Annotated in this window: 20 protein-coding genes and 1 pseudogene; 5 read left to right on the top strand and 16 right to left on the bottom strand. The window is 44.3% G+C overall.

The annotated features are described in order from the left end of the window. Positions 1–362: 362 nt before the first annotated feature. The 4 genes from HF312_17025 to HF312_17040 all read left to right on the top strand — a co-directional run bounded on the left by HF312_17025 (position 363) and on the right by HF312_17040 (position 3151). Positions 363–1298, top strand: a complete 936-nt coding sequence (locus tag HF312_17025) for an AAA family ATPase (protein MCU7521921.1) — start codon at positions 363–365, stop codon at positions 1296–1298. A gap of 14 nt (positions 1299–1312) precedes the next feature. Next, positions 1313–1840, top strand: coding sequence for a DUF669 domain-containing protein (locus HF312_17030; GenBank protein MCU7521922.1), 528 nt, complete (start codon positions 1313–1315; stop codon positions 1838–1840). Next, the gene (locus tag HF312_17035) at positions 1837–2136 is read left to right on the top strand and encodes a VRR-NUC domain-containing protein (GenBank protein ID MCU7521923.1); all 300 of its coding nucleotides are present in this window, start codon (positions 1837–1839) and stop codon (positions 2134–2136) included. The genes HF312_17030 and HF312_17035 overlap by 4 nt, the downstream gene beginning before the upstream one ends. A 415-nt stretch (positions 2137–2551) precedes the next feature. Beyond that, positions 2552–3151, top strand: coding sequence for a hypothetical protein (locus HF312_17040; GenBank protein MCU7521924.1), 600 nt, complete (start codon positions 2552–2554; stop codon positions 3149–3151). Positions 3152–3351: 200 nt separating this feature from the next. Here HF312_17040 and HF312_17045 read toward each other — a convergent pair whose 3' ends face one another. The 16 genes and pseudogenes from HF312_17045 to HF312_17120 all read right to left on the bottom strand — a co-directional run bounded on the left by HF312_17045 (position 3352) and on the right by HF312_17120 (position 23111). Further along, positions 3352–3543, bottom strand: coding sequence for a holin (locus tag HF312_17045; GenBank protein ID MCU7521925.1), 192 nt, complete (start codon positions 3541–3543; stop codon positions 3352–3354). A 2-nt stretch (positions 3544–3545) separates the two neighbouring features. Continuing rightward, positions 3546–4232 carry an N-acetylmuramoyl-L-alanine amidase gene (locus HF312_17050; GenBank protein ID MCU7521926.1) on the bottom strand — a complete coding sequence of 229 codons (687 nt, stop codon included), beginning with the start codon at positions 4230–4232 and terminating at the stop codon, positions 3546–3548. 12 nt (positions 4233–4244) lie between these two features. Further along, a complete protein-coding gene (locus HF312_17055) occupies positions 4245–4577 on the bottom strand; it encodes a hypothetical protein (GenBank protein ID MCU7521927.1) in 333 nt (110 codons plus the stop codon). A gap of 1 nt (position 4578) precedes the next feature. Then, positions 4579–10044, bottom strand: a complete 5466-nt coding sequence (locus HF312_17060; protein ID MCU7521928.1) for a hypothetical protein — start codon at positions 10042–10044, stop codon at positions 4579–4581. Positions 10045–11692: 1648 nt separating this feature from the next. Next, a pseudogene (locus tag HF312_17065) lies at positions 11693–11809 on the bottom strand (LysM peptidoglycan-binding domain-containing protein). 162 nt (positions 11810–11971) lie between these two features. Further along, positions 11972–12220 (bottom strand): hypothetical protein, encoded by a 249-nt coding sequence (locus HF312_17070; GenBank protein ID MCU7521929.1) that lies wholly within the window; start codon positions 12218–12220, stop codon positions 11972–11974. A gap of 29 nt (positions 12221–12249) precedes the next feature. Next, entirely contained in the window at positions 12250–14040 is a 1791-nt protein-coding gene (locus tag HF312_17075) for a hypothetical protein (protein MCU7521930.1), read from the bottom strand. Continuing rightward, positions 14024–15517, bottom strand: a complete 1494-nt coding sequence (locus HF312_17080) for a hypothetical protein (protein MCU7521931.1) — start codon at positions 15515–15517, stop codon at positions 14024–14026. The genes HF312_17075 and HF312_17080 overlap by 17 nt, the downstream gene beginning before the upstream one ends. Beyond that, the gene (locus HF312_17085) at positions 15510–16100 is read right to left on the bottom strand and encodes a hypothetical protein (GenBank protein ID MCU7521932.1); all 591 of its coding nucleotides are present in this window, start codon (positions 16098–16100) and stop codon (positions 15510–15512) included. The genes HF312_17080 and HF312_17085 overlap by 8 nt, the downstream gene beginning before the upstream one ends. 65 nt (positions 16101–16165) lie before the next feature. After that, positions 16166–17050 (bottom strand): hypothetical protein, encoded by an 885-nt coding sequence (locus HF312_17090; protein ID MCU7521933.1) that lies wholly within the window; start codon positions 17048–17050, stop codon positions 16166–16168. A 14-nt stretch (positions 17051–17064) separates the two neighbouring features. Then, the gene (locus tag HF312_17095) at positions 17065–17508 is read right to left on the bottom strand and encodes a hypothetical protein (GenBank protein ID MCU7521934.1); all 444 of its coding nucleotides are present in this window, start codon (positions 17506–17508) and stop codon (positions 17065–17067) included. A 19-nt stretch (positions 17509–17527) separates the two neighbouring features. Beyond that, positions 17528–18439 (bottom strand): hypothetical protein, encoded by a 912-nt coding sequence (locus tag HF312_17100; protein MCU7521935.1) that lies wholly within the window; start codon positions 18437–18439, stop codon positions 17528–17530. A gap of 345 nt (positions 18440–18784) precedes the next feature. Further along, entirely contained in the window at positions 18785–20761 is a 1977-nt protein-coding gene (locus HF312_17105; GenBank protein ID MCU7521936.1) for a hypothetical protein, read from the bottom strand. 241 nt (positions 20762–21002) lie between these two features. Next, positions 21003–22442, bottom strand: a complete 1440-nt coding sequence (locus tag HF312_17110; GenBank protein MCU7521937.1) for a hypothetical protein — start codon at positions 22440–22442, stop codon at positions 21003–21005. Positions 22443–22447: 5 nt separating this feature from the next. After that, complete coding sequence (locus HF312_17115) at positions 22448–22699, bottom strand: hypothetical protein (protein ID MCU7521938.1); 252 nt, start codon at positions 22697–22699, stop codon at positions 22448–22450. Then, a complete protein-coding gene (locus HF312_17120) occupies positions 22692–23111 on the bottom strand; it encodes a hypothetical protein (protein ID MCU7521939.1) in 420 nt (139 codons plus the stop codon). Before HF312_17120 ends, HF312_17115 begins: the two co-directional genes overlap by 8 nt. 614 nt (positions 23112–23725) lie before the next feature. On the opposite strand from HF312_17120, the gene HF312_17125 reads away from it, so the two are divergent. Next, positions 23726–24070 carry a hypothetical protein gene (locus HF312_17125; GenBank protein ID MCU7521940.1) on the top strand — a complete coding sequence of 115 codons (345 nt, stop codon included), beginning with the start codon at positions 23726–23728 and terminating at the stop codon, positions 24068–24070. The last annotated feature ends 66 nt before the right edge of the window (positions 24071–24136 follow it).

Below are 24136 nucleotides of genomic sequence, written 5' to 3' on the forward strand. Positions count from 1 at the left end.
GTTGAAAAATGGGACTATGTCACGTAGAAGGATAAGTTGTGACCGTTACACGTATATAGCTTGTCTAAAGAAAAATGGCTTAGACCCGAAGGACTATGAAGACTTTCTTAAAGTCCTAGATGAGAATCTGTTCTTCAGACGTATCCCTATCACAAAATCTAAGGATATGGTTGACCAAGTCATGAAGGACATCATTAACACAGGAAGACAGATAATGGCTCTCAATGGGAAGTGCAATACGAGGGCACTGAGTTTCACCTGTGAAAGACCAAAATGTGAGTACAGAGATCTCTGTCTTGCAGAACTGCAAGGCCTGGACACCTCTATGCTAATAAAATTAAATTATGAAAGGAGTGAACATAGTGGCAACGAAGACAAAGGCGAAAGTGAACCCGACAACTGAGGACATCGATCTGGATAGTGAAGATTTAGACATGGACAGTGACTTGGTTAACGAACCTGTGGTAGAGACTCAATCAGCCTCGGGATTGGCAGTCATGGACTTTTCTGAATTTGAACAGGGGATTGAGGAGATAACCCGTGAGTCAGAAGACTTTGTTAAGGCTCTCATTTACGGAGCAAACGGCACAGGTAAGACTACAGTTGCCGGTACCTTCCCCGGACCCCGTCTTATACTGGATCTCAACGAGCGAGGTACAAAGGCATTGGTTGGTACAAAGGAATCTAAGAAGAGATTCGTTGATACCTTTGACCTATTTCAAATGTCATATTGGTACCTGAAAACAGGTAATCATCCCTTTAAGACAGTCGTTCTAGACAATGTTACTACTCTACAGGAATTAGCCATGAAGTTTGTAATGGGTAAGGAATCTGTATTCGACTCTACAAAGGATATGGACATGCCTACGAAGAGAGACTGGGGCGGACTGTCACAGTTGATGAAACGCTGGTTAGTTGACTTCAGAAATCTACCTATGAACGTAGTATTCATTGCACAGGAGAAACGTGAAGAGGAGGAAGACATTGATCTCAGCATTGCTGACGATGATAAGGACCCAACAGTGTTCCCTATGATTTCAAAAAGTGCTCGGTCAATTCTGGGAGGAGCTGTAGACCTGATTGGTTACACCTACAAGGTTGTTAGTAAGACTGATGAGGGAGTTGTAAAGAAGAAGTTTGGTATGAGGCTTGTATCTGATAAACATGTAACCAAGATACGTACTCCAATAGGAGCAGCGTACCCCACAGCAATACTTAACCCAAATTACACTACTTTGAAGAAGATAATGGACGGTGAATGGGCGCCGCCACAACCAAAGAGCAAAATTAAAAAATAGGAGGAGGATAAATCATGGCAAAGATAAAAGTAGACATGACTAATGTGGAGGACAGGGTAGTAGTACCTGAGGGAGACTACATCTGTAAGGTAGGCAAGGTTGATTTGCACAGGAATGAGGAGAATGGTAAGCAGTCTTTGAAGTGGACTTTCTTGATAGGTGCTGGTGAGCATAAAGGTAGTAAAATGTTTAACTATACTTCACTTAGTCCGAAGGCCTTATTCAGCCTTAGAAATTCTATTATAGCCTGTGGGTTCGATGTACCAAAATCTGTGATGAGCATTGATACAGATAAGTTTATAGGAAAGATTGTTGGAATCACCGTGGTACATGAAGAGTATAAGGGTAAACCTTCAGCGAAGGTTGCGGATGTATGGAAAGCTGCAAAAGGTCCCAAAGGATGGGGAAGAGCTGACCAGATAGCCGCTCAGAAGGTAACTGATGAAGTCGCTGAGGAAGAAGAGGAAGAGGTAGTTGATGCCACCGAAGATGAGGAAATCGATACTACGATGGCTGACGATGTGGATGAGATTGATGTATGAGTAGAAAGCCAGAGACCACCTTGGTTGGAAAGATAACTACGTGGTTGATTGCCCAAGGGGGATGGTGGGTCAAGGTACATGGCTCACCGTTTCAACGGGCTGGTATACCGGACATCATTGGTTGTTATGAAGGAAGGTTCATAGGGATTGAAGTTAAGTGCCCCGGTAATGGACCAACCATGATACAAGACCACACAATGAAGTTACTTAAAAAGGTAGGAGCCCGAGTTGGGGTTGCCTACAATGTACAGGAAGCATTAGACATACGAGATGGAAGGAGACTTTACGATGAGTGAGTTATTAAATCAAGCAATGAGGGGAGAAATTGTGTCGGAGGCAAAAACGTGTGCTGGGGGACCGGCCGGACCGTGTCCAACTCCTGTGGAAGCAGGACCTGTAGAGGAATGTCTGAATCGTACTCTGGGAGAGCTCAATGAGTTATATGAGGGAATTAATTGTTTGGCTAGGAAGCTATTCGGGGCGAATGTAACACTGTGGCCCAATTTCGAAAACATGCCCGATACCGTACAGGGTAAGGCTAATTCTCTACATTCAGTCGCCTGTAATTTAAGGAAAGCCGTTTGGCAGATCGATGAATCCTTATAAAAATTTTTTAAAAAAATTTCATAAAAGTAGTTGACAAATTTTTCAATTACTTATATAATTGTAGTATCAAATAAAACTTATAAGATTTGAGAGGAGAATAAAACAATGGCTAACAAAGTAAAAGGTAACACAAAGGCAGTACAAAAGGTTGAGGAACCTGAAATCGAGGAATCTGAGATGGAGATGGATGACATCGAGATAAACATTGAAGACCTCGAAATTGATGGGGTTGAGGTAGAGGACATCACAGATGAAGAGGTACCTGACGAAGCTGATAGTGAAGCTGATGGTGACGATATAGAAGCTGAACTCGAAGAGAAGGCCATCACCAAGGACAAGAAGGTTAATAAAAACAAGAAGCCTACAGGCAGTGGACTCACAAGTACACAACCCCTGGCTGATGATGAAGTTGGGGTATCCTACATTGCTGAACAGTGTGGTGTAGAACCCCGTGAATTAAGAGTATTCCTGAGAAAGAACTACCGTGACATGGAGACTGATAAGTCTAAGAGATACGCCTGGAAGAAGAATGACCCACAGGTTCAGGAAATCATCGATGCCTTCAAGGCTAAGGATGTTAAGACTGAAAGTCCAAAAACTGAAGACTCAAAGACCGAAGCTCCAAAGGCAGCTGGGACCCCGAAGACTGTAGCTACTCAGAAGACTGTAGCTACTCAGAAGACTGTAACCAAAGTTAAGAAATAATCCACCAAAACATGTAGTGCATTTCATATTTACCTCCCTTTCACTGGGACCCTACGGGGTCCCCTTTTTATAGGCAAAAAAAAATGGTGTAATGACATTCTTGAATATTCAATCATGTCATTACACCGGTAATATATATAGAATTGATTTGAGAGAATTTTAAGACACTGATAATTTAATGGTTTTTGTCATTTCACCCATTATAATTGACCTCGAGTAGTGGGGTCATTGACGATACCAAAAAGAGCTGCGAGGTTTAATACGGTTCCTATAACCTGGTTGATGGTTTCACTCTCTGTGGGGGTTATTACACCCACGGTGACAAGAGTTCCTACTACTAGTGAGGCTGCTGTAGCCCACATCACCTTACTTCTCCATCTGTTCTGTTTCATAACTATTTCTCCTTCCTTATGTATTCTGCGAGTTTATGGACTAGACCCTTAAAGTGGGGGTCAATATTTGATCTTCTACCCCAGTACTCTGCATCGATACCTATTGCCCTAGCGACAGCACATATATCGTCTTGGTAAGTGTCTATGGGAGGTTTGATATCTAACATCTCTACCACAGAGTCTACTAGAGCCTGTGCTATATGTCTGAGGTTGTCTATAATCCATGCGGCATCCTCCACATTATCATGGAATGATACCTCTACCAGGGCCGCAGGGGCTGTTGTGTATGCGGTTTCGTACAGGGGTTTACCTGGGCCAAAATGATTCTGTCCCTCATGTACTCCCCTATCAGAGACGGGTGTTATAGGACTAAGATGGTGATAGATTATCTTAGCAAACTTCTCTCCCTGACCTCCCGCTTTATGGAAGAACACATCGCAACCCCTAGCCTTACCGTTGCAGGCATTAGAATGGATAGCTAAATGTATCGTGGGCTTACGTAGATTGCTATCTTTCACCGATTCTACCACACCCATGCCTGGGTTGTTGCGGTATACCGTTATACCTAATTTTTTAAGAGCGGGCTCCATTAGGTCCGCTATGTCATTCATCCTTTGTTCTTCAGTACCATACCCTCTTACTCCAAGGTTCTTATCCTGTGTACTGGGGCTCAGATAGATACTATACATACTATCATCTCCTTACTTAGGCATCTTGCCCAAAACTTGAATCGTTTTCTCTACCACAGAGGCACTGGTGACTCCTAGAACCAATATGAGTAATACGATGCATCCAGTTACTACGATATACTTAAACCATGGTTGTGACCACACATGGGGAGACTTGGTCTGTGTCATTCTTAGTTCTCTTTCCTCCATGAGTATCTCAATGATGGTCTGGTTTTGTTCAGATATTTTGCTCAATGAAGCTATAGACTCATCGATCTTCTGCATATGACCCTTCATCTCCTCTATATTCTCATCCATAGCCTTATGAACCACCTTACAGACATCTCGGGATACTACGTTGTCCATACTATTCGCCCCCTCCAGACAATAATTGCTTGATTCTAGACCTACCCCCAGTCTTCTTCAACTCATTCGTGGTAGGAATATCTACCCCTTCAGCCTTCAGTTGCTTGATAAGGGTATCCAGCTCATTTTTTTCCTCGTAGAGTTTACTCCTCTCTACCCCCTCTCTTTGATAGATTGACGGGCCTCCGATAAAGGAAGATATTCGAGATACTCTACGAGGGCTCTCGGGGTTAGTCATAACATCAACATTCCTCAATAGAGGAATCTGGTCAAGAGCATTACCCACTACTCGATTATCTACCTGAGGGGCCCGTTGGTCCTTATCTATAGCACCAAGGTATCTCAGTAAACCGGCTAATGGGATGTCACGAGTCTGTCCCTTATAATCTTCGAGGGGTTGACCAGTGAACCATTGTAGGTTAGTAGCTGACTCAATAGGAGCTCTTATAATGGGGTTCACAGAGGATAATAGTTGCATTATCGCATCCATGTTAGTGGGTACTCTAGATAGATCAGTGAATGGAAGGTTGAAGGCGACGTATGGACCATCTGAGCCCAGTTGGACAGCTCCGGATTCCTTGATGTATTCGGGTTGCTCATCCCAGTCTACAGCTTCGCCACTTGCGGCGTTCATAACGTCACCAATTCTAGCGAAGTTTCTGGGGTTCTTAAATAATTGTTCTACCTGTAAAGGTATGTTCTTACGGATCCAAGTATAGAAAGGTATAATCCTTTTCATTACCTTTCTCTCAAAAGGTGTTAGGTCAAAGTAGTCAAAGTAGAATTTCTTAACCTGTGCTGAGGCTTCAGTCAGACTCTTACCAGCCTTTAATTCATGTAACAGACCGGTGAATCTGGTGAGGGTATCAGACATTTTACTACCTTGTCTCATCAGTGATGAATATTTACTGACAGCATTGACAACTGTGTTTCTACCAGGCAAATTTAAACGGTCTATAACGTCTCTGGGAGTTTCAGCAAGTGATGCCCCTACATCAAGTACACCCATTTTTTCAGCTCTATCTAGGAGGTCCTGTATCATAACCTTACCGCCTGGTAAGTCAATTACAGTTTGGGGTCTCCGGAGCAGTTTAGCTGCCTGTGCATACTCAAGGGGGTTAACTACACCCATTAAATAACCGTTGAAGACGTTACCAATGAAGTCTCTGGGTATATGTCCAGGATTCCACAGGTATGCCACTTTCTTGTAAGCAGAGGTGGCAGAATCATACAGTTTGAGTAATGGATGCTTAGCTTTAACGCCGAATATCAAATCTGTGTACTCATTGTATATATTAGCCATCTCTTCGGGTATGAAGAAACCTTCAACATTCCTCTGAGCTATACCAGGGGCATTGAATACTTCCTGTAATACCTTTTTACCACTATCCTCAACCTTAACAATGTACATTTTATAGCCATTGGGTATTCTACCTCCAGCCATAGCCCCAAGATCCTCAGGTTTAAGGCCATATTTGCCCAGGAAGCCGTCTAAGAATTTAGCTACCTCCTGTGCCTTGATAGCACGAGTGCCACGGAGTGCCATGGCTAATGCCGCATCCTCCGTGAGCCATTCCTTACCGAGTACTTTGTTAACTTCAGCCGGGCTCTTGGCCTGAGTAGTTCTTTCATGCAGGTTAGGGTCAGTCTTAGCGAGGGTATCGAGGAGGGTATTTAGTTCATCCCCTGACTTCATACCCGTACCAAACATAGTTCTTAGCGCCTCCTGTTCGGGTTCTTTGAGCCCCCTCACAGGGATGAACGGTACATAGTTCTCAAGCTCATGTATAGGTATCTGAAGGTTTCTGTACTCCTTGACTACTGAATCTCTCCACTTAAGGAAGGAATTAAGAGCTTGTTGACCCCGTTCGCTCAATTCATTTGTTACCTTGTCACCTTGCTTAAACAGGGGTTGTCCCTCGTAGAGCACAGATTGTTTAAGCTTATCAGTCACAGGGATAGACATCTGTTGGACACCATCAACTGTGGCGTACTCCACTTTAGCTCCAAATTTCTTACCTATCTTTTCGAATTGAGCAGGTACCATCCGGTCATAGAAACCTCTCATACCGGAGCCTCCTACATCGAGGTCTGCACCCTGTAGAACTAATTGGCCGGTCTCATCGGGAGATTGTTTCATAATGTGTAAAGCTTGTTCCTTACCTATATAGTCACCAAGTTGTTCCTTAGGTACAGTCTCGGAGAACAGTCTCTCGCCCTTCATGTAGCCAGACAGTACCTGCTCATCAGGGTGATATATCAATCTATCCACAGTGTTACTAAGGCTGTATCTCGCAGCCTGCTGGGTACCCGTGGTCCAGGCTATCCTGTCATAGCCGTTCTCAGCTGCGTAACGAATGAGTCTTTTCTCCACGAATTCGGGCCATGTTTTCTCAAATGGTGCATGCTCTACCTGCTGAGCAACAGTGTTTTTTTGTTCCAACAATCCTTTATATTCCCGTAGTACCGCATAATCTCCCGTTGAGTTCAACTCCCAGTTCCGTATGTCACCTGCAAGGTCACTTATAGCCCTATAGGCCTGTGTAGGGGTATCGAAACCCAGGTAGTCATTCTGTTTAAGTATATCCATAACCTGAGGTTTCATATCTTTTATCTGAGATATTAGAGCGGTTGAATCGGGTCGATAACCTTTCTCCCTACCTGCCTGATGCCAGTCAGACTGTATCTCCTCAACGAATAGAACCTTCTCGCCCGTATCAGTAGTTCTAGTATCGAATCTTGTATGGGCTACTACGTTAGGTTCATTCCAATGTCCCGACTGATACTTGGTTTCACCTGGCAGGGTAAACAGCATCTCTTGATAGTCCTCACCCCCCGGTAAGGTGTATTGGGCATACTTTGTGTGCTCGGCGTTCCTGTTGATCTCGTCTAGGGCATCTGTAGCTGAAAAACCCTCCGGTAGATTTAACTCACCCGATTTGGTAACTTCCTGTATCTCAAGATTATTCCATTTAAGCCAGTCCTGTACTTCTGCCTTAGTAACCTTGTCTTTACCCCTCAGCAGGTCTTCGATGCCTAGCCATTTAACCTCATCTTCTTTAACACCCTGTGACTTAAGCAGGTTCCTGAATTGGTCCACAGGCATTGAATTACCCATCTTAGGCAATACGTCATGCTCAGTTTTGGTGTACCAGGTTGGAGCATAGTCAGTCCTCATGTTGACATTCCCAACATAACCTCCAGCAGCGGTCTCCATTATCTTCTTACGTTCCTGGAGGGGTATATCTTTGAATATAACCTCGACTTGTTTTACAAAGTTCTCTACCTTATTGGCAGACTCCTCAAAGATACGAGTCAACTCACCACGGAACTCCTGATAAGCTTCAGAACCTTCTTGAAAGGTCCCACCTTTAGTCATACCTTGCTTCATAGCATCGTCAACCTGAGACAATATGGTATCCAATTGTTGGTCAGCGGATGGCATATTCGACATATTGTTAGCTCTTGTAGCTTGTTCCTGCATCAGCCCACTAAGCTCTTCTGGAGTTATCTTAGTTTTCTCCAAGATATCTTGTATGTATTGGGACCTTGCGGGGGACTCAGTGGCGAACTGTTCAGGGTTAGCAATATAATTCTGGAATGACTCAGCAAAGTCTTCCTTCAATGCTGTGGCCTGGTCAGTCTGGCCCATAGCATATTGATTAAGACCTCCGTCCCTCTCCACAGCATCGGCATACCCCACAGCAATGTTGTCACCAGAAGCATTCTGGATAGCATGACCGTACTCATGGGGTAATACCTGCTTAGCGGGACTACCAAGTACTATGAGCTGGTCATCAAGGGTATAACCCTGAACAGCCTTCCCTTCGTTCCTACCTAGCTCCACAGGTGACACCTGAATTCTGTCCTTCAATACTTGTAAATTTTCGGCAGGCAACTCATCCAGCGCACGGATAGTACCTCCCAATTTTACCCATATATCATCATTGAAATTTTTTGAAGTATTTATTACTGCAGATATGTCTACGCCCTTATAGTTGAATATGTAGTTAATCATAGGTGAAGCATTAGTACCCTGTGGTATATCTTCAAGTACCGAGCCACTAAAGTTAGGCATACGGTTTGGAGTCATCATAGTACCTTTGAAGAACGGCATTAACTCATTAGGTATATTATCAGCTAATTGGTCCATAACCTTACGGAGCTTGGCGGCCTGAGTGAACATGTTTTTAGCCGTGTCAGGATTAGCCGTGTTACCCGCCAGCACATTATATATCTCCTTAATGTCCATAGTAAAAGGTAACTCAGTCTCAAAAAAGGTACGGGCTAAATTAGTGTCTAAGCCCACAGTGTTAGCTACACTATCAAAACTAACGTGTGTCCCAGCGTCAGCCCTTTTAGGGTCGAATGTGGTACTGATAGAGGGAATGCTGTTCAACTCATTTTTTAATTGTATTAATTCATCATGGTCTAGTGGAGAATTGAAACTTCCTTTCTCTGCGTCGCTAATAAGGTTATCCATTTGACGTCCGGTGATGTCACGTATAATCACAGTATCTGGCACATTATGTGGGATATGTTTTGTGGAGAATGCCTTAGCTAGGGCATCTCCCGCCTTAGTACCCATGAAGGCGCTCTTAACTTTGGAACCAACCCCGTACAATTTGCTAGAACCTGGGATGGCAATCTCCCCAAAAGTCTTACCTGTGCCTAGGCTTAACGGGTTCTGAAGACCTATTGTAATAGGTTTCTCCACTATGTAAGGTAATCTACTGGTGGCTTTCAACCCAGTCTCCTCAAGACCTTGGCTCATATGTTGCAATAGTTGTTGCAGAGCATCTCCCTTAAGACCACTACGGGTAGCCTCTTTACCTACCTGACCCATGAGTTTGCCCACAGATGGGGCTCCCAATCTACCTACTGCCTCATCACCTAAGATTTCAGAAATACGAGAGGCTCTTGAACCAAAGCTCTTGGTCAGAGCCCCTGCACCTTTCACTCCAGTAGTTTTAGTAGTATTACCAACTCCGAATGACACCCAGTTGATGGGGTCTAAAGGATTAACTACATCCGCAACCAAACCAGTAAAACCTGCAGGACTGGGGTTATACCATTTAGCTTTACCTCCGAACATACCTTGAGTACCGTTTAGTCCTAGACCTTGCATGACTTCCTTACCAGTGGTAGGTTCCTCCAGGGAGAAACCACGTTTGAAGGCCTTCCAGGGGTCGTATATACCAGGGGTTGCACCAGACTGTGGATCTGTCATTTCCCTCACATAGTTCATAGATCCGTAACCAAATCTACTCAAATTCTTAAGCACAGTGGTCAGAAAGTTACCGTCCTCCTTAGATTTCTCAGGCGATTCGTTTACGCTCTTAAGTCTCCGCTCATCATTAGTTATCCCACGGGTCACAGAGGACAATGGATCATCTTCTTCATTATCGTCGAAGATACTTCTGTAACCTCCCAGACTGGCTCTAAGACCCTTTGATAATACTCCCATACCTGTCACCTCCTTATTCGGCCCCTATAGACCGTTTCATGTCATATATTTGGTTACTAATAAAATTATCTCCCAATTTGAAAGCTTCCTCCAAAGAAGATTTAACTTTTCCTACATCTACACCTTCCTTGCTTAAGGCACTACGATACGAATTGTAGGCGTTAAGAGCCCCTGCCTTGGTTGGGTTATTGATAATTATTGTTGCTATGGCCTCACAAGTTGCAGCGTCATAACCATCTTTTTCCTTCACAGAGAGTAAGCTGCCAGCATAACCATCTACCAGTTTGTCAATCTTAGACTGGTTAGATTTTTTCTTAGCGTCCTCTAACTGTATCTGATTCATCTGGTCATTGGCATTTGGTACCCATGCTGAGCCAGGAGCTATACCGTAGGCTTTCATTGCGGGGGTATTAGGAGCCTTGCCAGTCAGTTCCCATACAGCTAGGTCCTTGTTGAAGTTTGCGAGAGCACTATCAGCTCTAGCCCGAGCATTAGCTGCTTGCCTGTCAGCTGCAGCAATAGACGCCTCAGCGGACAGTTGTTTATCGAGTCTAGCCATTGCTGCCTGACGTTCAGCGATAGCATCCTTAGCCTGGAAGCTCTGCGTACCTCTGGCAACACCAAGAATCTTAGCATCAGCGTCATTGCTTACATAACCGAGACTCTCGAGCCTGGATACGGCTGAACTGAAGTTCGTCTTATACTTCTCTAAGTTAAACTCCTCTCGGTCTAAGGTAGGTTTATTCTTATAGTACCCAGTCAAGTCAGCTTCTTTAAAGGCCTTGTCAGCTTCTAGCTGTTGTGCTGCAATGGTCTTAACACCGTTAAGTATACCGGTCATTTCAGCGGTACTCAATTGCCTGTTAGACAACGTCCCTAGAAGACTTGCAAGAGCATCAGTTCTCTGGGCTCTATCCTGGAGATATAACTGTTGACGTTGGAAGGAATTCTCCTGGTCCTGTTGTACTATCTCTCCAGCTCTCTTGTTGATAGCAGATTGCCTACCAGATTCGAAGTCAGCTGACTTCTCAGTAACGATACCAGAAGCTAAGGGGGCATTATATATCCCCCTCTTCTCTAAGTCAACATCTGTAAGTCTCATCAACTCACGTTTTGCTGCATCGTAATCAGGGTTTAGTTCATTGCCCGCCTGAGTTCGTGCTTGATTATAATCCATCACAGGAAAAGATGGTGTCTGACTCTGACCCAGCGACTGTAACATGGATATAAGAGAATCTATCTGTTCTTGGGACCCATTATTAGTAGTCTCACCCATGCCCAAGGCAGTCCTCAGTGCCTCAACATTAGTCACGGTATGACGATTATTTACCATGTCGCCGATACCATAATTCTCTCCCTGATTGGAGAGGAATGATACCTGTTGCCCTGTACTCGGGTTAGTCATTACAACCTTACCATTGTTATATGCCACCTGTATACCGTTCTTACCAGCCCAATCAGTCAATGCTGGTGGCTTAGCGGCCACAGAGGTTTGGGCAGGAGCCGGAGTTGGAGCCGGAGTTGGAGCCGGAGTTGGAGCAGGTGCTGGGGCCTGGGCATTAGCTTTGGCTTGGCCTCCCACTGTGGGGATGGTGATTGCTGCAGGTGTAGTAGCTATAGTAGGTATCTTCAGTGCCCCGCCTGCATAGATTTGATTAGGGTTAGAGATGTTATTAGCCTGAGTGATAGCGTTCACTGTAGTGTTATATCTCTTAGCTACCGCTGGCAGGGTCTCACCCGGCTTTATAGTATAGGTATTAGCCATATAAATATCCTCCTTACGTGGTTGAACCCACAGTGTTCTTAGGAAGTAACATTATCTCAGCCTTCTGTTGTGGTGTGATCCAACCCAATGTTACTGCCTTGTCTAACATGGCTTCGGTGAGTTTCCCTTCTTGCCATAATTTACACAATGTCTCGTACATATTTACACCCCCAAACTTGCTAATACAAGCATCTCGACGGTTTCCTGTAATATTGTCAACTCATTCTTTGGGGCATCCTCCAACACTGGCCGAGGCTCAATGCCCGTAAGGTCTATCTTTGAGAGGCGTTTTCCATCCGGTACGGTAACCCACAGATACGGCAAACCCACGGGGATTCTTGGATTACTGTCATACCGCTCTGACTCTATGTACCCCTCGAGATCATACACTACAAGTGCTAGTCTACTCATTATAAATCACTCCTTTTTTAATTGTATTCCTAGGCGAATGCCCAACAGAAGTAAGCGCAACCGGCTAACTGACTTATCACCGTGAAACCGCTCGCAGTTGGTGTAACTTGAACAGCGGGGATATCCCAATGGTTCATAAGATAAGTTGAACCCGCTGGCCCACCCTTCGTGTAGGTAGAGTTGATACCTGTATTATACCCTATATGAAATAGTCTACTAGCAGCATCATACAGAAACATCTCCTTAAGGCCGTTATATGTGGCCTCTTGAACCTGCATGTATACGAAGGACGGCTCAAAACCTAAGTCTACCACAGTGGTACCCCCCGGGGACCCTGAGGTAGTACCTGTCCTGAAGGCCCAACCCACATTTGTATTTGTGCCAACAAATCTCTGGCCATTACTATATCCAACTTTATTGAGTGTAATATCTGCAGCGGTTATTGTGCCGTCAACGGTCAATGCCTCCAGGTCACTATCCCACCACCCTCCGAATAGACTTATAGCGTAATCCATGTCTGCCTTGCTAGGCTCTTTACCCGCGCCACAGGATTCGGTCAAGTCTATTATCATTACCCCGTCGAATACCATTGACATCCCCACATTATTGTTATCATTGTCTATCCTAATCGAGTAATTACCTGAGGCTATGGAACTATCCTGACTTATAAAGCTATTGAAGTACCACGTATAGGGGTTTGTACACTCTATTGGGGGTGATACTGGATATGTTCCTGTCGCCGGGAAGTATACTGCTGAAGGTTTTCCAGCAACACTTGACAATGCCCAATAGCATACATAATACTTATGCCCTTGGGTATATTTAATATTATCTTGCATCAGGAAACCCTCATTCAAGGCTGCAGGCACATACAGGTCAGCACCGTTCAGGCCGTACTTTTTATAGGTTGTATCGATGCCTAGTATAGCATCGGGGCTTGGGGTATACCAAGGACTTAGCCCGTTCTCGAAGTTGCCGTTCTTTACCAAGTTGGGTAATTTTGAAATCACCCCCTCCTCACCCAACAACTGAAAATTTGAGCCATTGTAGAAATAGGTATAGGTTCCCGCCTTAGGTAGGTGTGATAAACCTCCTGGTTTAACTAGGGAGATTGTATTTAAGGTAGCTGCTCCCGTTGCTGCCACATTAAAAGTCACTGAGAATTTATCATTTGATTCAATTGTCTCACTCGTGGTAACCGTATAGGCATTACCTACATTCGTGGTTGTACCCAGATGAGGTACTATCTTAGTCTTCACAGTGGTCATTTCATTTTGTAAGGCGGTAAGATCATCAAACTTAGCTACACCTCCGGCTTGTTTCTTCATGTCAGCTGCCATCTTAGCCTCAGTCAAAGAGTTATCTAATACGGTACCCATCTGAAAGCTACTAGCTACACTATCAACATAGGCCTTATCTGCTTTACCTTCCACAGAGGCTACAGCGTCCTCCATCTGAGGCCTAAGGGCCTCATAATTGGTTTGTACTGTTGTAGCCGTAGTAGCAGCTTGATCCGCCTCAGTCATAGCCGCCTGGGCTATACTAAGTGCACTGTTGGAGGTGGTAACAGCACTGTTAGCTTTAGTCTGTGCATCTGTTGCTGCAATATTGGCGGCATTAGCGGTACTTACAGCATTATCAGCCTTAGTGTTACTCGCCGTTATCTGAGTATTAGCTGATGTCATCTGGGAGTTTAAGGTACCTATAGAAGTGTCATGGTCATTATGACCGGCTATAAGTTGATTAAACTCATCGTCTACATCAGCACTTTTAATTTTAGTCCCCGGCTGAAAGTCAAATTTTCTAGATATTTGTGACATTAGTTTTCACTCCCTTCGGTTTCTTAGGTTTAAATACTGCACCATAGCCATATATGGTGACGGGTTCGTCTATAACATCGTGGCGAATAGTAATTTCCAATCGGTCACACTTATGACCGTTTAGGTCAATCTGTTTCTTTACAATATCCTCAAAATCGAAGAGATTGTCATCCCAATCACTAATATCCCAAAACCCACTCTCATCAATCCGGACACCTTTAGACACCTTGTAGTAACCGAGGGAGATATCTACCTCGACGTAACAACTTTCCCCCTCATACTGTCTTGCCAGTAGTAGGATAGATTTCAACTTCTTGATACGGAATGAATCATCAAGATTGAGTCTATGTTTGGCTTGCATAACAATGGGGATGCCATCATCGTTGTCTCCTTGAAACGCTTTGTAAATCATACCAGTACTTGCCGAAGCGAAGTAGAGATCATCATTATCGTCCTTGAACCAATCGGCCACAGACCATCCCCTATACAGCGTCCAAGGAAAGGACCTCAATGAGATCGTCTCATCTCCTTGAAATGCCATAGTCACATAGCCCTTAAGTACAAGGTTGTTTATACCTGAACCGTCATCACAACAGGCCAGATAATAACAACCCCTATAGTATACACCCACAGCTTTATCCCGATTGGTTAACGTCTCTATGATGTCAGTTACACCAGTAGATACCTTCATGGTACTTATGACATCCTTTTCAGTAGACACTAGGGCTACAATAGCGTCATCACCCAGATATAACAAGTAATCCTCTGCAGCACATACACTACGGGGGGATTGGGTACCATCATGTACCCTAAGAGGATGAAACTCCACATCCGTAGTCGGATCCCAGCCAGTCCAAGCATATACACTATTTCTCTTGAAGATAATAAGAGCATCACCATAGAGAGCTGCAGCCACAGGATTGTACAGGTCAGTCGATAGAGCCCTTATGGCCTGGGAGGCCGTAAAGTTATTAGGTTCTCCTGTTGCAGAGAAATATATGTTGTTAGTGTTATCCCCCATAGCGAACATTCTCTGTCCACGTTGAATCAGTAACTTACAGTTCTTCACGTTAGTTAGGTCAGCGCTGGTTGCGGGAGTTACTTCAGCAATGGTAGTACCATCATATACATAGTATTTGGTACCGTCCACGATGTACAATTTCTGGTTAGTAAAGTATTCAACTCCTACATCATTTGAAGACAGTGTACTAAGTAATACGGTACCATCCCATTTGACCAATTTTTTATCTATAATAGCTAAATTCATACCCGGATATTTTATCAATCGGGAGATACCTGTTGTCCCCAGAGGAGTAACAAGTGCCTTTATGCAACCTTTTCGTTGTGAATATCCACCCCTTACCATTAAATCAACATTCTGGGCTTCTCTCATCTCAGAGGCTAACAGGGAATCAGCTGAAGCCGTGCCATTCCGGCCACGGTTAAAGTTGATATAGGCGGTCAATCTTTTAGACATAATCATCATCCTCCACATAGCTACTATGTCTACCCCTCTTAGGTAGGGCATCTGAGGTTTTCACAGGTTCGGAGCCAGAGGGATTCCTGATTTTATCTAGGGTTCTCTCCTTCTTCGCCTCATAGAAATTCATCCAGCGGGATGCCATAGAACTTTCTTCATCTCCCTCACCTTCCTTGTCATAGTACAGAGACAATAGGTAATAGAATCCCAGGGGCTGCAATAGGGGGTGTACTGACAGATCTAAGTCTAGGTTAATATAGTCCGCAGGTAGTTGTCTGTACCTTAGAATAATGTCTCCAGGTAGAGTCTCAGGGAAGGTTATGTAACCTTCAGTATCTATCCTCACCTGGTCTGACTTCCTGTATTCCTTGCCTTGATACCTGAACTCTACTACGGAGATAAAATCAGGTGGAAGCACGTTCTCAACATCAGCCACGGGGTTGGTGAATGTAGTCCTGACTATCAATCCACCGTCTGGAGCTAGGTCTTTTTGCCAGGCATCTATCCAGTTAATTACTTGTTCCTCTGAGGGTTCAATCCCCACATTACTCATCCTTGTATATAATTCTCGTCCTCTCAACTCATTCCACCTCCATATACTAGAAAACAAGGAGCCCTAAGGGCCCCTCGTCATCTAAATTTAGCTTATTGTCCAGCGTTTCCGATCCAACCTCTCCAGTCGGAGTAACCACAGGAGAATCTCAGATATCCACGATATTTAGCTACCATGTTATCGAAGTTCTCAGTACCCTTAAACTCGGGCTTTACCCTCCAGAAGAAGTTGAGCTCATTCAGTACGGGATCTTCCAGGAACCATGCGTTAGTATCTGTGAGGTAGTCAAGTACCACAGGGGTCAACTTACCCTTCAGAGTATTAACATCATTGTTGGGAGTTCCCGACTGTCCTGCAGAGTGTAGAATGGTGAGTGCAGTGAATTCAAGGTCAGGTGGTATTACGAGTTTCTTAGCCTTAGCCTGCATCTTAAGCCCTTCCTCAGTAACCATGTTAGTTCTCATCTGGGTAAGACCTAACTTAAGGTTAGCATCTGAGAGAGCTCCAGGGGCCATCAGGTTATCGGCGGTTCCACCTTTAAGCAATGGGTGAGCATCGGAGAATAGTGGTTCATCATCGTAGCCGTCCACGGTGAAGGCATTGTTGAGTATGGCAGCAGCTGTCTTCTCAACTGTAGCTCTACCGCCACGTGCGAGTTTCTTAGGCAATTTATCCATAACACCATACAGTTCATCATCTGCTAACTCTCTCTCAATGGAGATAGTTTTAGCATATGCCTTATGTACGTAGGATACTTCGAGACCATGTTCGATGTCTTCCTCACCAATAGGACCACCAGGAGCCTTCTCCTCCCATTCACCAGTACCAGATACATGGTAGTCATACTCCTTAGCTTTCTTAGACTTATTAACGTTGAAGATATCAGAGTACTGCTCAGGAATCTCATCGTAAGTATCGAAAAAGATCTTTCTGAATTTAGGTTCGAGCAGCTGTTGAAAATTACCAGAAGTAAGCATTATATTTCACCTCCTTAAGAATTCCATAAAGCAGATCTCTTGATTACGACATCTGCCGTTTTATTGGTATTGTTATAGCCAACTACTAACATAGCGCCACCTGTAGTATCATCAAGATTGATGTTCTGGTTAGCATCTATGTCGAAGGCTGTGAGATACATATCTGTATCAACTAGTGAGGTCTTGGTGGTCCCCACATAGCTCATACGAACTACAGACCTCTCATTGATGGCGATGACAAGAATAGCATCAGCATCGGTCACAGTAGTTCCTGTAGTAATATCCTGAGTAGCTATACCCAGAATGCCCGTTGCAGCCGCACCAGCCTTAACTCCCTTCCCGGAAGTTATTGAGATGAGGTCTCCGGCTAAGATAGTCTGGCTAGCAGCTATCTTAACACGTACTTCATTTGGCTGGGTTGCATCTAAAGACTTCAAATAAGCAACCTTTTTAGACATTTAATTCACTCCTTTTAAGTTATTTTTTCTTCTTGGAGGCCCTATAAGCATCAATATTGTCTATTCCCTGATACTTAGCATACTCCACAGGGTCCATGCCAATTCTCTTAGCGGCCTGAACTACCTGAGGGCTTAGTTTAGGCCCATTAGAAACTGCGTTAGAGTTTCCTGTATTCACTACCTTTTTAGTCTGTGCCGTCTTGACCCTACGAGCAATAGCTCTCTGTTCCCCGTCCCGTGCAGCTACGTCGAGTGCTACATCCCCCTTAGCCAGAAGATAAGCCTGTTTAATGCTGAGTTTCGGGTTCTCATCCAGCAACTCATCAATTTCTTCCTTAAATAAGTCATAATCGTGAAACTTGGGGTCAGATTTAAGCTGTGTCTCCTCCAATTGTCTCTGAAGAGACTGATTTTTACCCTGTTCCTTAGCTATGGTTACTCGAGTTTGCCTAGCCTGGGCTATCTGTGCCACAGGAACACCGAGAATCTTAGCCTGTTCCTCGTCAGTCATGTTAGTAAGTCTACCTATAAGGGAATCGAAGTTAAGACCTGTAACTTCACAAATTTTATCTACCGCTTCTTTGTACGGTTGAAGTTTCTGTACTCTCTTAGCATACGTGCCAACACGGGTCTGAACTATCTTTTGAACCTGTTCTTTACGGTACGATGGTTCCTTACTTGCGGGTTTGGTGACCACATCGTCTTCACCAGCATCATCATCTGACTCCTCAACAAACTCATCGTCTAAGTCCTCATCAGTGTCTTCAAGGTCCTCGTCGCCCTCATCTTCCACAGACGGTTTAGAAGTAGATCTTACCCTTGAACCAGAACCAAGATCCTCACCCAGGCCTGAGATGTCCTCATTATCGTCTGTAACACCCAGTCCCATGTTTCCTTCAATAGCGTCCTGATAACTTACTGTCTTTCCCATAACATCCTCCTTAAGTATTTTACTAGGTCTTCACCCGATAGTATTCAGCTTTAACGATGCCGTGTCTCGGGCCTTACGAGCAGCCAACGAATTATGTAAACCGCTATTTGTATAAACGGTCTTCAACATAAGCAGATAAGACATGAGTAGCCTTACCGTGGTACCCACAGTGTGGACAACTCATAGTCTTGTTAAGTTGCCATCCCTTATCCCTGAAGCCAACCCTCTCACATTTGGGACATACGGGCAGACTAGCTGCCTTATGACGTCTCCCATTATGCATAGAGTGAGATAGGCCATGGGCTATGTAAGTACTCTTGCTGGTACCTGAATTATTAAGTATTATCATGCTACTACCACCCCCAGTTTGGCAAGTACTTCAGGAATCATATTTTCAGGTATGGCGGACAAGGCCTCCATCAGCATAGCATCCATACCTTGTGGCATACCTTGGGCAGCAATGTCACCTTCCACAGGTGCCTGTTGGACTGGCTGTCCTGTTGGTACAGGTTGTTCTGTCTGCGGTGCCCCGGCGTTGTCCTGAGGAACTGAGGACGGGAATGGTGTACCATTTGCCATGGCTAATTGCTCATCAGACATGTTCCTACTTACAAATTGTCCTTGAGGGTTGAATGGGTCAATTATAGGCCAATTCAATACCTTCTTCAAGGTTGCCCTACCTTCTTCTCGGGTAATAAGTCCTTCACGGTTAAGTTCGATTACCGCCTGATATAGGAAGGACTTGTTATTAGGCATACCTGCACCGAGAGATATCTCAATGTCAAACTCAGCCTCTTTAGTAATCATCTCACCGTTCTCATCCTTAAGGGGTCTGTACCGTGAGGTATTGAGAGTCTCATCCTCGGGGTTCCAATTCTCATTAAGTGTAAGATAAGGTATCTCCTTGAGAGAACTACCCCTATACCACAGGTAATCTGTCTTATCGTTCTCGGTGACATCAAAAGCTTGTTCCTCATCCATAAATTCCTTAATATAATCTAACAATAGTTCTATAACTTCAATAAATCCCTCTTGCAACATGAGTTTCTTATGGTTAGCTCTTCTACTACCGGCTTCCTGTAAAGCTAATATAGCAGAAGCAGCACGGAGACTACCAGACCTACGTCCTTCAACTACATCAGAACGTCCAGATACTACCTCCGATTCATTGAAACCCTCTTGCCTTCTAGTGTATATGTACCCAGGAATGGTTGGAGGATTCACAGTTTCCCATGCCGTGTGGTCCTTAGCAGGTATCTTAAGCCCTGGCTTATTGGTCCATTTCTTAATATTTATACCTGCGGCGGTTCCTACAACTATCTGGATGTTACCCATCAGACGAGCATTCATTCTAATCTGGTCATCCAGCTCATTGATAACGTCCTGTATAGGAATGAGTTGCTCAGTATCACTCTTGCCCCATAACCTACCTTTCTTCTTGTAGCACACAAGGATTACGAAGGGGTATTTACCATGTTCGTAGAAGCTCTTCCGTTCACCCTTCTCTTCGTCGTAGTGATCCCAGTCTGAGTCCTCAAGGATGATGTCACGGGTGCAGTAGACTCTCCGCAAGTTACCATCATCGTCTTTCTCCCAATACTCAAACAAGACAGCTTGGTCATTGATGACCTCATTAGCCGTCGAGTCATCCTCCTCACCGAATATGGTGGGATGATATGACTGAAGACCGAATCTCCCCTCGGGTTTTACAAATTTGCCCCTTTTACCAAACCTCCTCCTAAACCATGAGCAAGGATATGGTTGAGCCTGTATGAAGAAGTCACCGTCATTTATCTTACGTGGGTCATTAATCTTAGGGTCGGGGAACAATGTATCTGGGCTACATGGCTGCATAATAGGTAGACCCCTACCCTTGAGGGCGTCAAAGTCATAGTAAACCTTCCAGCCCACAGAGCCAAGATTGAGTCTATCTCTCTCACCCTCATCAAACTTAGGTATCATCTTGTTCTTCTGCCACACCCATTTAACTAGTTGACTTACGTCTGTAGCAAATGGTGCATCAGATGGCCCAACACCCTTCAATAGTACCTCCATCTGACCATCTACCAAGTCAGCTACCTGGGACTCAATAATAGACTGTACAATGTTAGTCTCAGAGCCAGGGTCATCCTCATCCTCCGGAGTATTAACGTCTCCAGACCAGTAGTCCTCGCACTTTCCCCACAGGGTATTCATGCCGAGAGACTCCTTTTTTATATACGAAGCTCTATACCGGTCTGTGATCTTCTCCAATAATTCCTTCTCAGACTCGGTATTGATATACTCTAAGTCCTCTCTCTTGTCTACCTTGTCCTTAGACATTAATGATTCCCTCCTTTACTGAAGTAATGTTTCTTAGGTTTGGTCTCTAACATCTTCTCTAGCCTCTGGTCAGCGGGACTTATTGGCTCAAGTAGATTCCCGGCATTATACCGAGGGATGTGAGCCTTCTTCTTAGGTTTCTCTGGGACGTCCTTAGTGGCTGTCATCAATGCTATAGTAATGCCGATGACATAACCTACACATAAACATAGAGCTGAGAGAAGTATAACCTCTAATGTGGTCACTGGGCAATCCTCCTTTTTATATCCATATGAACATAATCGTCACGGTCAAAGTCTTCATCTTCCTCATAACTGGGATGTTCCCACTCTCCCCCAACACTCAATGACCCCTTACCCCTACCAGGTAGCACAGGATTGAGTAAGCCGGGATGCATGCCGTAAGTATTTAGGAAGTACTTAAAGGCGTCTCTAGCATGGTTAGGCTGCTTCTTAAGTTTATCATGGGTGGTTCCCTTCAATGTTAAGGGGTCCCATGCCTCCTTCTTAATCTGGTCTATAAGATATACACATTTGCTAGATATATGTATAACTGCAGTCCCGTCCTTCTTCCTCTTCTTAAGAAGATTTATGAATAACTTCATAAAGTAGTCTTCATCATTGGAAGCAGGAAGCAGATTCACACCAAACTCTTGGTAGAGCTGTCGAGGGGACTTTTTATTCGGCCCTTTACTGCCAGTTGCAGGGTCAGCATTAACGTCTGTAAAGCCACGATTCTTTATCTTATGAGCAAACTCCTCAATGTCAGCGTCTGCCTCATAGTCCTCAGCATACATCCAGATATCACCGTCATGGTCTACACAACCATATACACAGGCTGTAGGAGCAGTGACACCAAAGTCGAAGCCAGCACCATAATCCCACTGTGGTGCAAGGTCTACATCCTCGTCCTTGTAGACGTGTATAGCTTCATCAAAGTCAGTATAAACTTGACCCTCAAAAGCATCAAAGCTACCATCAAGAAATCTCGAAACCCAAGTTGGCGGGTTGTTCTTACGGAGCTCATCCTCATATCCCGGAGGCAAGTACTTAGCGTTAGCACGGGTTGGGACGTTCCATCCTATGTACTCAGTGTAGGTAGCTCTTTTCTTCGGGTTGAAGAACCTATCCCACACCCAGTCTTTACCGCCCGAGTTCGATGTTACAAAACCTCTCCAGGGTCCCACAGGATGACGAAGACGAGCCGTCAGCATCTGAAAGGTAGCCTCAGGCACCTCCGCACCGTCCGGCTCGTGAGCTTCATCTATCCAGAAGTAGGATATATCAAGTGACCCGAGAGGTCCAGGGTCATCAAGATGGTAGAACAATATCTCAGAGTACACAGGATTACCTTCCTCATCCACAGCATTGGTTCTTATCCACATGTGTTCCTCTGACTTGTTGTACTCCTCAATTAGTGATGGGTCACATACCTCGAAGAAACGTCTCTGTGTAGTCTCACGTAGAGACTTAGCAGTTAGACGTCCGATAACTCCGAGTGAGCCAGGATAGAGCTGAGTCCACTTAATTATCTCCTCAACACCCATACGAGTTTTACCAGCACCAACACCAGAGACTATAGCACGATACTTGTGAGTATCTTGATGAAAAGCCTTCTGGTGAGGATGTGGATCGTATGTAGCAAGTTTACGAGGTGGACTTAGTCTACGTCTCCTACTCATGTTTCCTACCCCCCATACCTTTCAAGATTATTGAGAATCATCTGGTCTATCATGTCCGCCTGAAGATGACCGATTATCTCAGCCTTTTGACCAAAGTCTACGTGCCAGTACCCAGTCATGACCGTGCCATCCTTACACTTCACGGCGATAGTTATTCCCACAGGGTCAGCGTCCAGTGTTAGCTGAACACTCTCTTGTAGGAACTCATCAGCTGTCTGGTCTGACTCGTTCTTGGGGAAGTTAATTATTTTAGCCATTAGACTTACCTCCTAACTTCTCCCGTGCTTGCTGCTGTGCATCCTCGAGGAGTTTCTTCTCCTCATCGTTGAGCATACCTTCTGAGAACAGGAGGGTGATCTGGGAGGACGGTAGGTTACCGTTTATCTCAGTTCTGTCACCATACTTCTCTCTTCTTTCAGCTTTAAGCAGAAACATTAGTAAAGAGTCAGATTTTTCTTTAGCCCTCTGTATAGCCACAGACTCGAGACCATCTACGAATCTTTCTTTGAGTTCTTCGTACAGTTCCTTGTATTTGGGGTATTTCTGCAACCATCTGTTGTGTGCGGCACGTCTTACCTTAACGTTATCACAGGCTACACCTATAACTCCAACTTTAGCAAACTCACTGAGAACTCGAGTCATTAGAACTTTTTCTACCTCTCTCTGCATATATCTCTGCCTCCTTTCTATAAAAATAAGAGGGTAGCGGATGTCCCCTCTCAACAGAATGTAAATATGAGTGTTTTGGTCGAGAGATGAAGTTGTTCAGCTTATTACCTTCACCGAGCCTCCCATAGCAAGGAGCATATCGTTACGGGCTGTATCTCTCACCGAAAAAACTACTATTTGGTACACTTATATTATACCACCTCGCCGCAACGACTGTCAATAACTTTTTTAAAAAATTTTTATAAGGTCAAATTATTACCCACGGGTAGCTTCTCTGGGCTGACGGGGTGCCTCTTCCACAGGAATAGAGGCGGCGTGAGTGTGCATCTGAAGTCTGTACTCCTCACCTATGAGCCCGGCCCGTGGTTGGGCTTGACCCGGGGTCGAGTCATTGACCAATGACATGCAGTTGCAACTCAACCACATACTATACATAATAATGAATAAATAAAATGAAGGGGATCTCTTCTTCTTTACTATACATAATAGTCTACTCCTTTCATTATCAATATAAAAGTTAAACAAAAATATTTAATAAAACTATTGACATCCACATCCATGTCTGATATCATAATAATGTAATCAATAAACAAATTGGATATGGAGGTACAGTTATGAATAATGAGTTTCACTCTCGAGCTGACGGCAATTGTGATGAATGTGAAGAGTACGGCATGAAGATGTGTATTGAGCAGTGCCCACATTACAAACATATCGTAAGCAACCAGACAATCATTGAAGCATACGCTTATCTTGATGACATTTTAGAATTTGAACGTCAAGACGAATTGGGATTAACCAGAAGACAAATGTTCGACATGGGTTTATTTTATCAATGGGCGGATCCCATCATTGAGAATCATGAGCACAATCGTAATGAGAAAAGTCGAGTGCCAGACACATTCGTATATGTCATTGATTTGCTGCAATCGTTCATAGAAAAGTATGAAAAGCAATAAACGTCCAGCGGAACGTCAATTCCGCTCCAACCCAATTTGGGTCAATAAATTACATCGGAGGTAGAC

The sequence above is a fragment of the Ignavibacteria bacterium genome, assembly GCA_025612375.1.
GTDB lineage: Bacteria > Bacteroidota > Ignavibacteria > Ignavibacteriales > SURF-24 > JAAXKN01.

What these genes read in the sequence shown, in the direction of transcription:
- HF312_17030 (MCU7521922.1), top strand. Translation starts at nt 1,313, where the DNA reads ATGGCAAAGATAAAAGTAGACATGACTAATGTGGAGGACAGGGTAGTA.
- HF312_17035 (MCU7521923.1), top strand. Translation starts at nt 1,837, where the DNA reads ATGAGTAGAAAGCCAGAGACCACCTTGGTTGGAAAGATAACTACGTGG.
- HF312_17040 (MCU7521924.1), top strand. Translation starts at nt 2,552, where the DNA reads ATGGCTAACAAAGTAAAAGGTAACACAAAGGCAGTACAAAAGGTTGAG.
- HF312_17045 (MCU7521925.1), bottom strand. Translation starts at nt 3,543, where the DNA reads ATGAAACAGAACAGATGGAGAAGTAAGGTGATGTGGGCTACAGCAGCC.
- HF312_17050 (MCU7521926.1), bottom strand. Translation starts at nt 4,232, where the DNA reads ATGTATAGTATCTATCTGAGCCCCAGTACACAGGATAAGAACCTTGGA.
- HF312_17055 (MCU7521927.1), bottom strand. Translation starts at nt 4,577, where the DNA reads ATGGACAACGTAGTATCCCGAGATGTCTGTAAGGTGGTTCATAAGGCT.
- HF312_17060 (MCU7521928.1), bottom strand. Translation starts at nt 10,044, where the DNA reads ATGGGAGTATTATCAAAGGGTCTTAGAGCCAGTCTGGGAGGTTACAGA.
- HF312_17070 (MCU7521929.1), bottom strand. Translation starts at nt 12,220, where the DNA reads ATGAGTAGACTAGCACTTGTAGTGTATGATCTCGAGGGGTACATAGAG.
- HF312_17075 (MCU7521930.1), bottom strand. Translation starts at nt 14,040, where the DNA reads ATGTCACAAATATCTAGAAAATTTGACTTTCAGCCGGGGACTAAAATT.
- HF312_17080 (MCU7521931.1), bottom strand. Translation starts at nt 15,517, where the DNA reads ATGTCTAAAAGATTGACCGCCTATATCAACTTTAACCGTGGCCGGAAT.
- HF312_17090 (MCU7521933.1), bottom strand. Translation starts at nt 17,050, where the DNA reads ATGCTTACTTCTGGTAATTTTCAACAGCTGCTCGAACCTAAATTCAGA.
- HF312_17095 (MCU7521934.1), bottom strand. Translation starts at nt 17,508, where the DNA reads ATGTCTAAAAAGGTTGCTTATTTGAAGTCTTTAGATGCAACCCAGCCA.
- HF312_17100 (MCU7521935.1), bottom strand. Translation starts at nt 18,439, where the DNA reads ATGGGAAAGACAGTAAGTTATCAGGACGCTATTGAAGGAAACATGGGA.
- HF312_17105 (MCU7521936.1), bottom strand. Translation starts at nt 20,761, where the DNA reads ATGTCTAAGGACAAGGTAGACAAGAGAGAGGACTTAGAGTATATCAAT.
- HF312_17110 (MCU7521937.1), bottom strand. Translation starts at nt 22,442, where the DNA reads ATGAGTAGGAGACGTAGACTAAGTCCACCTCGTAAACTTGCTACATAC.
- HF312_17115 (MCU7521938.1), bottom strand. Translation starts at nt 22,699, where the DNA reads ATGGCTAAAATAATTAACTTCCCCAAGAACGAGTCAGACCAGACAGCT.
- HF312_17120 (MCU7521939.1), bottom strand. Translation starts at nt 23,111, where the DNA reads ATGCAGAGAGAGGTAGAAAAAGTTCTAATGACTCGAGTTCTCAGTGAG.
- HF312_17125 (MCU7521940.1), top strand. Translation starts at nt 23,726, where the DNA reads ATGAATAATGAGTTTCACTCTCGAGCTGACGGCAATTGTGATGAATGT.